The organism is Marinobacter sp. DUT-1 (assembly GCF_050379415.1).
Classification (GTDB): domain Bacteria; phylum Pseudomonadota; class Gammaproteobacteria; order Pseudomonadales; family Oleiphilaceae; genus Marinobacter.
Genome location: NZ_JBNRLS010000001.1, coordinates 659,812 through 674,049 on the forward strand (window position 1 = coordinate 659,812; position 14,238 = coordinate 674,049).

At 58.4% G+C, this 14,238-nt stretch carries 16 protein-coding genes; 7 read left to right on the plus strand and 9 right to left on the minus strand.

Going from position 1 to position 14,238, the window contains the following annotated elements; all coding sequences use genetic code 11:
• Positions 1-13 precede the first annotated feature (13 nt).
• Positions 14-826 (plus strand): acyl-CoA thioesterase, encoded by an 813-nt coding sequence (locus tag ACQUTG_RS03065; protein ID WP_428917979.1) that lies wholly within the window; start codon positions 14-16, stop codon positions 824-826.
• Positions 827-854: 28 nt separating this feature from the next.
• Here the strand turns inward: ACQUTG_RS03065 and ACQUTG_RS03070 are convergent, their stop codons facing one another.
• Positions 855-1,010 carry a hypothetical protein gene (locus tag ACQUTG_RS03070; RefSeq protein WP_428917980.1) on the minus strand — a complete coding sequence of 52 codons (156 nt, stop codon included), beginning with the start codon at positions 1,008-1,010 and terminating at the stop codon, positions 855-857.
• Between the two features lie 77 nt (positions 1,011-1,087).
• Between ACQUTG_RS03070 and rhtB the strand changes: the two genes are divergently transcribed.
• The gene (rhtB, locus tag ACQUTG_RS03075; protein ID WP_428917981.1) at positions 1,088-1,711 is read left to right on the plus strand and encodes a homoserine/homoserine lactone efflux protein; all 624 of its coding nucleotides are present in this window, start codon (positions 1,088-1,090) and stop codon (positions 1,709-1,711) included.
• On the opposite strand, the gene ACQUTG_RS03080 is transcribed toward rhtB, so the two are convergent.
• The 8 genes from ACQUTG_RS03080 to dctP all read right to left on the minus strand — a co-directional run bounded on the left by ACQUTG_RS03080 (position 1,708) and on the right by dctP (position 10,031).
• Positions 1,708-2,145 (minus strand): DUF4124 domain-containing protein, encoded by a 438-nt coding sequence (locus tag ACQUTG_RS03080; protein WP_428917982.1) that lies wholly within the window; start codon positions 2,143-2,145, stop codon positions 1,708-1,710. The two genes, rhtB and ACQUTG_RS03080, sit on opposite strands and share 4 nt — an antisense overlap.
• A gap of 125 nt (positions 2,146-2,270) precedes the next feature.
• Positions 2,271-3,479, minus strand: a complete 1,209-nt coding sequence (gene glcF, locus ACQUTG_RS03085; RefSeq protein WP_428917983.1) for a glycolate oxidase subunit GlcF — start codon at positions 3,477-3,479, stop codon at positions 2,271-2,273.
• A 2-nt stretch (positions 3,480-3,481) separates the two neighbouring features.
• Positions 3,482-4,549: a glycolate oxidase subunit GlcE gene (gene glcE, locus ACQUTG_RS03090; RefSeq protein ID WP_428917984.1), complete on the minus strand. Its 1,068-nt coding sequence runs from the start codon at positions 4,547-4,549 to the stop codon at positions 3,482-3,484.
• The gene (locus tag ACQUTG_RS03095; protein WP_428917985.1) at positions 4,542-6,014 is read right to left on the minus strand and encodes an FAD-linked oxidase C-terminal domain-containing protein; all 1,473 of its coding nucleotides are present in this window, start codon (positions 6,012-6,014) and stop codon (positions 4,542-4,544) included. Before ACQUTG_RS03095 ends, glcE begins: the two co-directional genes overlap by 8 nt.
• Positions 6,015-6,108: 94 nt before the next feature.
• Positions 6,109-6,534, minus strand: a complete 426-nt coding sequence (locus tag ACQUTG_RS03100) for a GlcG/HbpS family heme-binding protein (RefSeq protein WP_428917986.1) — start codon at positions 6,532-6,534, stop codon at positions 6,109-6,111.
• A 22-nt stretch (positions 6,535-6,556) separates the two neighbouring features.
• Positions 6,557-8,092, minus strand: a complete 1,536-nt coding sequence (locus ACQUTG_RS03105; protein ID WP_428917987.1) for a TRAP transporter large permease — start codon at positions 8,090-8,092, stop codon at positions 6,557-6,559.
• A complete protein-coding gene (locus ACQUTG_RS03110) occupies positions 8,089-8,793 on the minus strand; it encodes a TRAP transporter small permease subunit (protein ID WP_428917988.1) in 705 nt (234 codons plus the stop codon). The genes ACQUTG_RS03105 and ACQUTG_RS03110 overlap by 4 nt, the downstream gene beginning before the upstream one ends.
• Before the next feature lie 101 nt (positions 8,794-8,894).
• Complete coding sequence (dctP, locus tag ACQUTG_RS03115) at positions 8,895-10,031, minus strand: TRAP transporter substrate-binding protein DctP (protein WP_372987441.1); 1,137 nt, start codon at positions 10,029-10,031, stop codon at positions 8,895-8,897.
• A 265-nt stretch (positions 10,032-10,296) separates the two neighbouring features.
• On the opposite strand from dctP, the gene ACQUTG_RS03120 reads away from it, so the two are divergent.
• The 5 genes from ACQUTG_RS03120 to ACQUTG_RS03140 all read left to right on the plus strand — a co-directional run bounded on the left by ACQUTG_RS03120 (position 10,297) and on the right by ACQUTG_RS03140 (position 14,195).
• Positions 10,297-11,073: an FCD domain-containing protein gene (locus ACQUTG_RS03120; protein ID WP_428917989.1), complete on the plus strand. Its 777-nt coding sequence runs from the start codon at positions 10,297-10,299 to the stop codon at positions 11,071-11,073.
• 36 nt (positions 11,074-11,109) lie between these two features.
• A complete protein-coding gene (locus ACQUTG_RS03125) occupies positions 11,110-11,880 on the plus strand; it encodes an ABC transporter ATP-binding protein (protein WP_428917990.1) in 771 nt (256 codons plus the stop codon).
• An 81-nt stretch (positions 11,881-11,961) separates the two neighbouring features.
• Positions 11,962-12,717, plus strand: coding sequence for a transporter substrate-binding domain-containing protein (locus tag ACQUTG_RS03130; protein WP_428917991.1), 756 nt, complete (start codon positions 11,962-11,964; stop codon positions 12,715-12,717).
• 47 nt (positions 12,718-12,764) lie between these two features.
• Complete coding sequence (locus tag ACQUTG_RS03135; RefSeq protein ID WP_428917992.1) at positions 12,765-13,469, plus strand: ABC transporter permease; 705 nt, start codon at positions 12,765-12,767, stop codon at positions 13,467-13,469.
• Between the two features lie 3 nt (positions 13,470-13,472).
• A complete protein-coding gene (locus tag ACQUTG_RS03140) occupies positions 13,473-14,195 on the plus strand; it encodes an ABC transporter permease (protein WP_428917993.1) in 723 nt (240 codons plus the stop codon).
• The last annotated feature ends 43 nt before the right edge of the window (positions 14,196-14,238 follow it).

The window sequence follows — 14,238 nt, forward strand, 5'->3', positions numbered from 1 at the left end:
CAACGAGGTAACCATGAATTCGCCGTCGCATGTGTTTGATCAAGCGGTGTCGCTCCGGCCCGTCAGCACTGGAGTTTTCTCGGGGCAGACCAGCCCTGCCTATCAGAACATGGTGGGCCCATTTGGCGGCGTGACTGGTGCCACCCTGCTCAATGCCGTGCTCAGCCATGACGAGCTGCTGGGAGAGCCGGTATCCCTCACCGTGCACTTTGCGGCTCCCATTGGCGAAAGTGGATTCGAGGCCCGGGCCCGACCGATCCGTACCAACCGCAGCAGCCAGCACTGGTTCGCCGAGCTGGTTCAGGGAGAAGATGTGGTTGCCTTTGCCACTGCGGTGACCGCCAAGGGGCGTGACACCTGGAGCACTACCGATGCCAGCTTCCCGACGGTACCGCCCGCCGAGGAGGTCGAGCAAACACCCATGCGCCAGGGTGCTCCGATATGGACCCGATGCTATGACATGCGGTTTATCGAAGGCGCCCTGGGCGGCCAACCGAGCGAAAACCATCCCTCGGAAAGCCTGCTTTGGATGAGGGATGAACCGCCCCGGCCCATGGACTATCTGTCACTGGCGGCCCTGTGCGACGTGTTCTTTCCGAGGATCTATATTCGCCGCCCCAAACTGGTACCGATCGGCACCGTGGCGCTAACCACCTACTTCCACGCGGATGCAGAGCAGCTGCGTCAGCTGGGCACCGCCCATGTGCTGGGCCATGCCCGGGGCCTGCATTTCGGCAAGGGTTTCTTCGACCAGAGCGCCGAAATCTGGAGTGCCGATGGCCGGCTTCTGGCCACCAGCCATCAGGTGGTGTATTTCAAGGAATAAGAGGTGGAAGGTTTTCGTAAAACTACGATCACGCGGCCTTGCGAAAACCCTCCACTCGTACGGTCTTGTCCCGGCTGCGCTTGTACTTGGTTTTGTCCTCGACAACACGCATCTGGTACTTTGGCGTTCTTAGTTCGCGCTGCACAGCGCTGTGGCGGGTTGATTTGGCTCGTTTTCTGGCCATATCCGCTACTCCTTATCAGTGACTGAATCAACACAAGTCAAAGTATAACACTACCTCATATTTCAAGAGCGTAAGGAATGACACTCACTCTTTGGCTGACCTTTCTGGTGGCGGCAACCCTGATCAGCGTCTCCCCCGGTGCGGGCGCGGTGAACACCATGAGCAACGGCCTGCGCTACGGCGTGAAACGGTCACTGCCGGCCATTCTGGGCCTCCAGTTGGGCTACGGCGCGCAGATTGTCCTGGTGGGCGCTGGCCTTGGCGCCATTGTCGCCTCTTCCGCTACCGCACTGACCGTTATCAAGTGGGTGGGCGTGGCCTACCTGGTCTGGCTGGGTATCCAGAAGTGGCGGGAGCCGGTGGTGGAAGCGGTTCACGAAGATGAAGCCGCCGTCAGTCACCGTCGGCAGTTCTGGAATGCCGCGCTGGTGAACCTGACCAATCCGAAGGCCACAGTATTCCTGGTGGCCCTGTTTCCCCAGTTCCTGATCGCCGATGCGCCCCACGGCCCCCAACTGATCACTATGGGCACCACGCTGATCCTGGTGGATTGCCTGGTGATGCTCGGCTATGCGCTCCTGGCCAGCCAGTTGTTCCGGTTCATGACCACGCCGCAACGGCAGCGGCAGATGAACCGGGTGTTCGGCGGCCTGTTCGTGACCGCCGCCATGGCCTTGGCCAGTTTCAAGCGCGCGGCCTAACGCAGGATGCACTCGCGGCTGTAGGCCTTGCTCAGACGCCGCCGTTTCTCCCGCAGGCTGTTGCCGCGGTCATTCTTATAACCTGCCCTTAGTTGGGACTGGATGCGGTCCAGTTTTTTCCGATAGCCGTCGCATGTCTTCGCCTGTTCATCCTCGCTCTGGCGGGTGCTGCGAGACTGCCGTGGTGTATCCGAGGAAGACAGCATGGTCTGGACCTGGTCGCGGGTGGCCGAGATTTTGCGGGATTGCCGTAGGTTCTCGGCCATGGGAACCGTTACCGGATTCCTGAGCTGGAGCTCATTGTGTGGCAGGCGTTTGGGTGGTTTGTCGGAGAAATGGATGGCGCCGTTAGCGTCCGTCCAGCGGTAGACTTCGGCATTGGCCGGGGTGGTGGCTAACAGGCAAAGCAGGGCTGCGGCCTTGATCCTTGGCATGGGTTCACGTCCTGTGAAGTTGGTTTTTTGAAGAAGGGGTCAGAAGAAAGCGTTCTTCTGACCCCGGAGTTTGGGCTTGAGCCCTGGGGTCTGATGAACTTGTTCATCTGACCCCGTCTTCAGAGTCACTGATCGAGCAATTCGATCCAGTGATTCACCTGCACCGGGGACTTGGTCTCCAGGTGCATCTGGCAGCCGATGTTGGCGGTGACGATGCGGTCCGGATTGTCCACGGTCAGGGCCTTGAGTTTGTTGTCCAGCAGCTTCTGGCTCAGCTCGGGCTGCAGCACCGAGTAGGTGCCCGCGGAGCCGCAGCACAGGTGCTTGTCCCTGGTTTGCGCCAGTTCGACACCGGCCTTGGCCAGCACCTGCTCCACCACCCCACTCTGCTTCATGGCGTGCTGCAGGGTGCAGGGGCAATGGAACGCCACCTTGCCCGGGCTCTGGTTGAGCTTGAGCTTTTCCAGGTCCTGCTTGAGCAGAAACGCGCCCAGATCAGTGCACAATTCGCTGACTTTCTTGGCCTTGGCGGCATAGACGGGATCATCCTTCAGCAGGTGACCGTAGTCCTGCACCATGGCCCCACAACCGGAGGCAGTCATGATGATCGCCTCCGCGCCAGCCTCGATGGCAGGCCACCAGGCGTCGATGTTCTGGCGCATCCGCTCCAGGCCTTTCTCATGCTCGGACAGGTGGTAGTTCACCGCGCCGCAGCAGCCGGCTTCCGGCGCTTCGACCATGGTGATACCCAGCTTGTCCAGCACACGGGCGGCAGCGGCGTTGGTGTTCGGCGTTGCCGACGGCTGAACACAGCCGGCCAGGGCCAGTACAACCCGGTTATGACTGGCTGCGGGCCACGGGCTTGCGCTCTTGCGCGGCGGCACTTTGGTGCGCAGTTTCTCCGGAAGCACCGGGCGGAACACCTGCCCCATGCGCAGCAGCAGGCCGAACAGCTGCCGGTTCGGTAGTACCCGCGCCAGCCCCCAGCGCATCCACTTGTCCTTCGGCTCGCGGGGCACTTCCTTTTCGATCAGACCACGGCTGATATCCACCAGTCGGCCATACTGAACGCCGGATGGACAGGTGGTCTCGCAACTGCGACAGGTCAGGCACCGATCGAGGTGATCCCGGGTTTTCTCCGTAATTTCCTCACCTTCCAGGAACATCTTCATCAGATAGATCCGGCCACGGGGACCGTCACGCTCGTCGTTCAGTTCCTGGTAGGTCGGGCAGGTGGCAGTGCAGAAACCACAATGTACACAGGCCCTGAGAATGGACTCTGCCTCCTGCCCTTCGGGAGTATTGGCAAATTGTTGAACCAGATTCGTTTGCATAATTACAACCAGCTATAGAGACGGCCGGGATTGAAGATGCCGTCGGGGTCGAACGAGTTCTTCACACGGCGCTGGATGGCTTTCAGCGCCTCGGGTTGGCTGTGCATGACTTCGCCGGAGCGATCACCACCGCGGAACAGGCTCACCTGACCGCCGGCGGCCCTGGCCAGCGGCTCCAGGTCTCCCGGCGTCGCCTCGCCACGGAACCAGCGCTGGGAGCCGGCCCAATCGATGAACCAGTTGCCTTCAACCGTGGGGTTGGTCGCAGTGGAGTCGACGGAGAAACGCCAGAGCGGAACATCGTTGCCAGCGAAGAATTCGTGCTGCATGTCGCGCACTTGCTGCCAGAAGTCATCACCACCTTCCATGATCTCTCCGGACCATTTCTCGGCCGTTGCCTCGACAGCGGACCGGGCACCAGAGAGGCGCAGGTAAACCTTGCCATCGACCCAGCAGGCACCGGTTATGGGCTTGGGCTCACCGGCCCGGCGGTTCATGTAGTCGATGACCTCTTCCAGGGCCATTTCTTCCACCAGTGTGGCGGTGGCAGCCGGCTTGGGCATCACCTTCATGCTGATTTCAGTAATGGCGCCGAGGGTACCCATGGCTCCGGCCTGCAGGCGGGAGACATCGTAGCCTGCCACGTTCTTCATGACCTGGCCGCCAAAGCGCATGTGTTCACCCTTGCCGTTCAGCAGGCGGATTCCCAGCACCTGGTCCCGGACCGAACCGGACCAGGGTCGGGCCGGACCGGAAAGATTGCACGCCAGGGTGCCGCCGATGGTGGAGGCATCACCGAACCGGGGCGGCTCGAAGTGCAGGCACTGCCCTTCCTCGGCCAGCGCTGCCTCGATGTCCTTTATCGGCGTGCCGGCGCGCACGGTCAGAACCAGTTCCACCGGGTGGTATTCCACGATACCGGTATGTTCGGCCAGGCTCAGGTTGCCGACCTCGGGGTCGGTGGCACGGCCCATGAATGCTTTGGTGCCGCCACCGACGATGTTGAGTTTTTGCCCGTTATTCCGGGCCTGGAGAACTTGTTCCTGTAATTGTTGGGTCATATCAGCCATGGGCGGCGTCCGTCTGTTCGTGCTTGTGTTGCTTGTGTTCGATGGAGCGGTATTCCTGGCAGAACTTGAGGGTGGGAACCCCCTTGCCCGGATTCAGGATGCCGGTCGGATCAAAAGCGGCTTTGACGTCGTGGAACTGCTGCAGCTCCTCGTCGTTGAACTGCACCGCCATCTGTCGGATTTTCTCGACGCCGACACCATGCTCACCGGTAATACAGCCGCCCACTTCCACGCACAGGTTCAGGATCCGGCCACCGAATTCCTCGGTGGTCTCGAATTCCCCCGGCACGTTCGCATCAAACAGGATCAGCGGGTGCAGGTTGCCATCGCCAGCGTGGAACACGTTCGCTACCCGCAGGCCGTATTCGTCGGACATTTTTTCCATTTCCAGCAGGACACGGGCGAGATGCCGGCGCGGAATGGTTCCGTCCATGCAGTAGTAGTCAGGAGAAATACGCCCGACCGCCGGGAAGGCAGACTTGCGGCCCTTCCACAACAAGGCCCTTTCCTCTTCGCTCTGGGAAGTCCGGATCGAGGTTGCCCCCAGCTTGCGGAACACTTCCTCGGCCTCGGCGATGTGTTCGTGCACCTCTTCTTCGGTGCCATCCACCTCGCATAACAGCAGCGCCTTGGCGTCACGAGGGTAACCGGCCTGGGCAAAGTCGTCAGCGGCGACGATCGCGTGGCTGTCCATCATCTCCAGGCCACCCGGGATGATGCCGTGGGAGATGATGCCTCCAACGGCATCGCCACCCTTTTCCACGCTGTCGAAACCGGCCATGATCACCTGGGCCACCTCCGGCTTGGGCAACAGCTTGACCTTCACTTCCGTGACCACACCCAGCAGACCTTCGGAACCGGTAATCAGTGCCAGCAGGTCCATACCGCAGCTATCCAGACCGTCACTGCCGATGGTGATCAGGTCACCCTCGGCGGTCACCATCTCGACACTCAGGATGTTGTGAACGGTCAGGCCGTACTTGAGGCAGTGAACGCCCCCGGAGTTCTCCGCCACGTTGCCGCCGATAGTGCAGGCGATCTGGGACGAGGGATCCGGGCCGTAATAGAGGCCGTACTGGGCTGCCTCTTCACTGATGGCAAGGTTACGGACACCCGGCTGCAGCCTGGCCGTTCGACCGAGCGGATCAATCTTGATAATCCGGTTAAACTTGGCCAGCGAGAGCACCACCCCCTCCTTGTGCGGCATGGCACCGGCGCACAGGCCGGTTCCGGCACCGCGGGCAACCACCGGTACGTCGTTTTCATGGCAGATGCGCATCACGCGCTGAACCTGCTCCACGGTCTCCGGCAGCACCACGAGCATGGGCATCTCGCGATACATCGCAAGACCGTCGCACTCGTAGGGTTTCAGGGTTTCGTCATCGGTGATGACGTATTCCGGGTCAATGAATGACCGGAACTGCTCCGCCAGCTGCGCTTTGCTGGCTTTCGGCTTGGTATTCATAACATTCTCTGATTCTGGGTATCGTCGAATCCGCACGAATGCAGATAACGTGGGCGGGCCTGTTGTTGGCCCGCCCGTTCAGGTGAGACAGCGCTTACTTGCGTTTGGTTTCGAAATAGTCGATCCCGGCCTGGGCGCAGTCCATGTCCTGCTGTGGCGTGCCCGAGCTGAGACCGATACCGCCGACCACCTCACCGTTGACGATCACCGGCAGACCACCACCGACGGAGCTGATGCGCCCGCCGACTTCGGTGTGGATACCGAAAGCCAGACTGCCCGGCGTGTTCACCTTGTTGTAGTCGTGGGTTGCCTTCTTGGCCGCCGCTGCGGTGAACGCCTTATCCTGGGCAATGGTCACACTGGTGATCTTGCCGCCGTCCATGCGTTCGAATGCGACCAGGTTACCAGACTCGTCAACCACCGCGATGCACATGGGGACACCGATCTCGCGGGCCTTTTCTGCCGCGCCTTCGATCAGGATCCGTGCGTCGGCAATATCCAGCCGATTGATCGTCAACATATCGTGTTACTCCTTGAATTGATTAACCGTAAACCAGCCCTGGCAGCCAGGTAACGATGCCGGGGATGAGAATACACATGAACAGTCCGAATGCCTGGATCGCCAGGAACACCAGGGACGATTTGAAGATCGTACCCATGGAAATTTCCGGCGGGCAGACGCCGCGAATGTAGAACAGTGCATAGCCAAACGGCGGACTGAGGAAGGACATCTGCATGTTGACCAGGTAGAGCACCCCGAACCAGAGCACCACGTCTTCACCGGCCACGGGCGGGAAGCCCAGCAGTCCCGGAAATTCCAGCGCTTCCACGATCGGGATGAAAATCGGGACTGCCAGCAGCAGGATACCTACCCAGTCAAGGAACATGCCGAGAACGACCAGCAGCACCATCAGCAGGAACAGGATGCCGTAGGCCGACAGACCGGTACCAAGGATGGCGTTGGTCACAAACTCCTGACCACCCTGCAGGATGTAGAAGCCAACAAAAACCGAGGCACCGAACATGATCCACAACACCATGGCGGAAGCCTTGGCGGTAGTCACGGAGGCCTCACGCAGCCCGCCGATGGAGAACTTGCCGTGCATCATGGCCACGATGATCGCGCCGAAGGAACCGATACCGGCCGCTTCAACGGGTGTTGCGATACCACCAAACAGGAGGCCGAGCACCAGGAACACCAGAATGAGCGGTGCGATCAGGTTTTTCAGCAGCACCAGCTTTTCCATCAGGGAAATACGCTCTTCCACCGGCACGGGCGGTCCCAGCTTGGGGTTGATCCAGCTACGGATCAGCACATAGGCAATGTAGAGCGAAGACAGCAGGAGACCCGGAACCACAGAGCCAAGATACAGTTCACCCACGGACTGCTGCGCCACAACGGCGTAGAGGATGGCCAGGATCGACGGCGGGATCAGGATCCCGAGAGTACCACCGGCCATGATCGAGCCGAGGGCGATCTTGTGGTCGTAGCCACGTTTGAGCATCGCCGGTAGGGCGATAATGCCCATAGTGACCACTGCGGCCCCGATAACGCCCACCATGGCCGCCAGGATGGTCGAAGCCAGAATGGTTGCTGTCGCCAGACCACCACTGAGGCCGCCCATCCATTTGTAGACCACGCTGAACATTTCCTCGATCAGGCCAGCACGCTCCAGCATGGAGGCCATGAATATGAACAGCGGTATCGCGGCCAGGTCGGAGTTGGTCATCATCGGGAAGATACGGCTCGGCACGATGTTGAGCATCAGCGAGTCGCCCACCAGATAGATGAACATGACCCCGAGGCCACCGGTCACGAACGCCAGCGGCAGCCCCATCATCAGGGCCACAGCCAGGGAACCGAACATCAGATAAGTCAAAGGCTCTATCTTGACGTCGGAAAGACTGCCCGACAGCTTGAACAGGAATTTCTCATCACTGAACGGGTCGTAGAAAAGAATGTTGATCATCTCAACACAGATGATCAACGCCAGTGCCACAGTGGCGGCAATCATCAGCCAGGTGCTCAGCTTACCCAAGAGGTTGCTGCCCGGCGCGGTTGTTGTATTTGTGCTCATGCGGTGCGCTCCCGGCCAAGACGGACAAACAGGACGATATCCTTGATCAGCTTGGATATGCCTGAGAGTAAGAGAAGGAATGAACCCAGTACCATCATGCCTTTCACCGGCCAGTACTGGATGCCCCAGGTCTCAACCGTGGTTTCATTCATGGAATAGGAGTTCTGGAAGAAGGTCCAGGAGGTAATCAGCAGGACCAGGGCAAACATGAAGAAGAACATGGAGGTAAAGATATCCATGCCCACCCTGCCCCGTACCGGCAGCAGGTTGTACATCACATCAACCCGTACGTGCGCGCCGTGAAGCATGGCGAACGCTCCGGCCAGCAGGTACTGCATTCCCAGCAACAGGAAGCTGGATTCGTGCACCCAGATGGTCGGCATGTTGAAGATGTAGCGCATGACCACTTCAAAGAAATAGAACACGACGGCATTCACCGTCCAGAACGACACGAACAGACCGGATTTGTCGCAAATCCAGTCAACCACCCTGGTAAACCAGTTGCCCTCGAACTGGAGATAGATCAGCGGGTCTTCCTCTTCCGCCTGCAGCTCACCCGGTGTCAATTCCGGTTCGGCAGTCTCGCCCCCATGGCCACTACTCCATTTGTCCCAGGCCATCATGATCAGCGGCATGACCGCAAGCCAGCCCCAGTAGAACCAGTGCGGCAATACGAATCCGAAACCTTCAAGATCAGACATGTTATTGCATCCTCAGCCACAAAACGGGGAAGGCGGAACGCCTCCATCGGAGCCGTCCCTGTCCTTCCCCTTGTTTCTTTTTTTATTGGTTCAGAAAGGCATTACCGGCCCGGTACACCTTCAAGATCAGACTCATCGATATACCCAACGGTATCGTTCATCATGTACTCGATCTGCATGTCGAAGATGGCACGGGCGTCCTCATCCTTGTTGGCCCACTTGTACCAGATCGGGATGGCTCTGCGACGCCACTCTTTCATATCCTCCTGGCTCAGTCGGGTCACGGTGTCACCCGCTTCCTTGAACTTCTTCATAGCCTCAACGTTGCGCTTCTGGATCGTCAGATAGTGCTTCTGGGAATAGATGCGCACTTCATCCTCAACCAATTGCTGAAGCTTCGGATCCAGGGCATTCCAGGCACGCATGTTGACGGTCAGGTCCATCAGATCCACCGGCTGGTAAATAGACATTACGCCGGGAGGTCCGAAGATGATGTAGTCGGTCACCTGGGAGAAGCCCAGTTCCCAGTTCACCGCCGGGCCCACGTAATCGGCTGCGTCGATGGTGCCCTTTTCCAGGGCCGGGAAGATGTCAGAACCCGGCAGGCTCACGGTAGAAGCACCGAACGCCTGAAACACTTCAGAGACCATACCACCGGGAACCCGGAGCTTCAGGCCCTTGAGGTCTTCCAGACTGTTTACCGGAGTCTTGGAGTGAATGATATTTGCGTCGTGCTGGATCGGACCCACATAGAACAACCCGAACTTCTTGTAGATTTCCCGGGTCTTTTCCAGCATGCCCATTGAGTAGAACATGGTGTCCCACTGGTGCGGCTGATCGGGGCCGCCTGGATAGGATGACAGGAAAACCGAAGCGGGAATCTTGCCGGACCAGTACAGGGTGAACGGGTTCATGCCCTGAAGAACGCCATTACGAACAGAGTCGAACAGGGCGTTGTTGTCGGCGGCGACCGCCTTGGCAGGGAAACACTTGAAGATCAGTTCACCATTGGACTTTTCTTCGATGCTGTTGCACCACTCTTCGAACAGGTCATAACCCACGGTACCGGCATCCCAGACGGACTGGATCTTCCAGGTGGTGGCGGCGTGGGCCTGTCCGGCACCCATCATCATCGCACCGGCAAAGGCGGCACCGACAGCGGCGGTCTTGAGGAAATTGCGGCGAGGTGGAGTCTCACCGGTGTCACAGTTATTACGGATGTGCTTGTTCGAGGTCATCGAGACGTCTCCGTTAGCATTGTTTTTTTAGTCAGCGTCAGGTCTAACGCCGGCGCGCAGGCCGACATTACAAAGATATTCGTAGCCAAATCGCATTTAGTCCAGTGGGGACGCTACTGGTCAGACCAGTTTTTCCTGTATGGTAAATGGACGAATTCCGCTCGATAAGCCATATTTTAGGGGCTTGGGAGCACATCGGTTGACGGACCAATCACGGACAATTACAAGACTAACTGGTCAGACCACGATTCACACAGGCAATCCAATGGCTATTTCCCAGGAAATCTCATATCGGCTGGAGCGCCTCATCCTCGATGGCGGGCTGGCTCCGGGGCAAAAAATTCCATCCGAGCGGCAGCTTGCGGCGCGCCTCCGCGTGTCCCGGGCAATCATCCGTGAGGCATTGCACGAACTTCAGGGTCGGGGGGTTATCGAAACCCGGCACGGCAAAGGATCCTTTGTTGCCAGCCTGGTTCCGGAGACCGGCGAATTCGAAGAACAAAGTCCTTTGATGCAACTTTACGAGGGGCATCCACGCACTCTTTATGACTTGCTGGAAGTTCGGGAACAGCTTGAGGGACAGGCGGCATTTCTAGCGGCCCAACGCGCCACCAGTCTCGACCGGCACCGGATCACCAAGGCCTTCCGTGCGCTCGAAGATACCGACCCACTGAGTAACGCCAAGCCGGACCACGGTTTCCATCAGGCCATCGTGGAAGCCTCGCACAACCCGGTGTTGGTGCACCTTTTGAGCGGCTTGAAAAGCATGATGCTGTTGACCGTCCATGCGGCGGTTGCCAACCTCAATCCCCGGGAGGAGATGCGCAAGACCATCGTGCGGCAGCACCGACAGCTCTATGATGCCATCATGAATTGCAAACCGGCGGCAGCCCAGAAGGTGGCATCCGCCCACGTGCGCTTTGTCAGCGACGCACTGAAAGATATGGAACAGCAGGGAAGCAAGGTGATCCGCGCCCAACTGATGCCGAACGGTCGCAATCCTGACCAATCAGGTATTGATTTCGGCCGTCACAGTCCGTAAAACATGCGCCTTTGAACTAAATCTCAGGAGTCACCCATGGCGGACCAAGCTCCCTTGATCTGCAGGGACATTCACAAGACCTTTGGCAAACTTGAAGTACTCAAGGGAGTGTCACTGGAGACCCGCAAAGGCGATGTGGTGTCCCTGATTGGCAGCTCCGGCTCCGGCAAGAGTACCTTCCTGCGCTGCATCAACCTTCTGGAGACTCCCACCTCCGGCGACATTATCGTGCACGGTGATCCAATCCGATTCACCACGAACCGCAAGGGTGAACGGATTCCGGCCGATAACAAACAGGTTGAGCAGGTCCGCTCCAAACTTTCCATGGTCTTTCAAAGCTTCAATCTCTGGTCTCACATGACGGTGCTGGAAAACATCATTGAAGCACCGGTAAACGTGCTCAAGGTCCCCAAAAAGGAAGCCATCGAGCGCGCTGAGGCCTACCTCCAGAAAGTCGGTATTTACGAACGCAAGGATTACTACCCGGCCCAGATGTCCGGAGGCCAGCAGCAACGGGCTGCCATCGCCCGGGCACTCGCCATGGAACCGGAAGTGATGCTGTTTGACGAACCCACATCGGCACTCGACCCGGAACTGGTGGGCGAGGTGCTGAGGGTCATGCAAAGCCTGGCCGAGGAAGGCCGCACCATGATCGTGGTCACCCACGAGATGGCGTTTGCAAAGGATGTGTCAACTCAGGTCCTGTTTTTGCATCAGGGCGTGATCGAGGAACAGGGATCGCCTCAAAAAGTGTTCGATAACCCTGACTCGGAGCGCATGAAACAGTTCCTGGCTCCCAACTTCTGACACTGAGTGCTATCTTCACCTGTGTCGGAATAAAAATACCTAAAAAATAGCCCACAAGGCATAAAATTGGAGAAGTGACACATGAAAAAACTGATCGTTGCAGCAAGTTGTGCCCTGGCCATGGCCGCCGGCACCGTCCAGGCCAAGGACTGGAAAGAAATCCGCCTCGCTTTCGACGTGCCTTACGAGCCGTTCGAGTATCGTGATGAAAACGGCGAACTGACCGGCTTCGAAGTCGAGTTGGCCGAAGCCATGTGCGAGGAACTCAAGGCCGAATGCGAATTCGTCATCCAGGCCTGGGACGGTATGATTCCCGGCCTGCTGGCGCGCAAGTACGACGCCATTTTCTCGTCCATGTCCATCACCGAAGAGCGTGCAGAGCGCGTTCTGTTCTCTGACCCGTACTACATCACTCCGGGTGGCTGGTTCGCCCGCGACGGGTTCTCTGCTGACGTCACCAGCAAAGAAGAGATGGACGGCAAGGCCATTGGTGTGCAGCGTGGCACCACCATGGACACTTACGCCACCGAGGAATTCGGCGGCATTGCCACCATCAAGCGCTACACCACTGCTGAAGACATGGTTCTGGACCTGGAAGGCCAGCGCCTGGACGTGGTGTTTGTAGACTACCCGGTGGGCGAGCAAACGATTCTCTCCCAGGAAGGTTTCAAGGAAGTGGGCGAGCCGGTCAAACTGGGCCAGGGCGTCGCCGTTGCCATGCGCAAGCGTGACAAGGATCTGGCCAACAAGGTGAACGCAGCTCTGAAGAAACTCAAGAATGATGGCACCTACGACGCCATCATGAAGAAATACTTCAACTACGACATCAAGATCTAAACTGTCCGGGGCGGCCCGGTGGCCGCCCCGCTCTACCGGATTTCCCAATGCTCGACCTGAAAGGCTATGGCCCGGAACTGCTCGACGGAGCAGTGGTCACCATTGAACTGGCGTTTCTCTCCCTGGCCCTGGCCCTGACTCTGGGGCTGATTGGCGCATCCTCGAAACTGTCCGGCAATCGCCTTGCCAGAGCCATTGCAACCTTCTACACCACCGTGGTCCGGGGCATTCCCGATCTGGTGATGATGTTGCTGTTCTATTACGGCGGCCAGGTGACGGTGAACATGCTGTCGGACTGGATCTGGGAGGCCTACGAAATCGACTTTTTCTTCCAGTTCGATCCGTTCATCTCCGGAGTGGTTACGATCGGGTTGATTTTTGGCGCCTACATGACGGAGACCTTCCGCGGCGCCTTCCTGGCGGTAGAGACCGGCCAGATTGAGGCGGCACGGGCTTATGGATTCACGCGCTGGCATACTTTCCGGCGAATCATGTTTCCGCAGATGCTGCGCCACGCCCTGCCGGGCATCGGTAATAACTGGCAAGTACTGCTGAAAACCACGGCACTGGTGTCCATCATCGGCCTCACCGATATGGTCCGGGTCGCCGAGGAAGCCGCCAAGGCGGAGCGCATGCCGTTCCATTTCTTCATTCCGGTGGCGGCGGTTTATCTGATTCTGACAGCGGGCTCCGAGCTGTTCATCAAGTGGCTCAACAAGCGGGCCAATGTCGGCGTGGTTCAGGGGAGTTAAGGCATGCCTGATTTTATTGCCCAGTGGCTGAACCAGAACGATATTTTCACCGCCATGACCATCATGGAATACTGGGATGGCCTGGTGAATACGGTACAGCTGGTGTTCCTGTCATTGGTGATCGGCCTGGTGTTCGCGATTCCTTTGGCGATTCTACGCACCTCGAAGAACCCACTGGTGTCCGGGCCGGTGTGGCTTTATACCTATCTGTTTCGCGGCACGCCGCTACTGATCCAGCTGTATATCATCTACTACGGCATTGCCCAGATTCCCGGTATCCAGGAGACCTTCTGGTGGGAGATTTTCCGGGAGCCGTTCTACCCGGCACTGCTGGCGTTCGCTTTGAACACCTGTGCCTATACCACGGAGATTATCCGGGGGGCGATTGTGTCTACCCCGCACGGGGAAATTGAGGCGGCCAAGGCCTATGGCATGAACTGGTGGATGCGGATGCGGCGTATTGTGTTGCCGAGTGCGGCCCGGCGGGCGGTGCAGGCGTATTCGAATGAGGTGATTTTCATGCTGCATTCGAGTGCGATTGCGAGTGTGGTGACCATTGTGGATCTGACGGGTGCTGCCCGGAATATTTACTCGCGGTTTTACGCGCCGTTTGATGCGTTTATTTTTGTGGCGCTGCTTTATATGGCGCTGACGTTTATTCTGGTGTTTGCTTTCCGCAAGCTTGAAAATCATCTTTTGCGGCATCAGAGGCCTGTGGGCTCTTGACCCTCCCACGAAAGAGAGGCCGCCTGGCTTTTGGTGCAAGGTC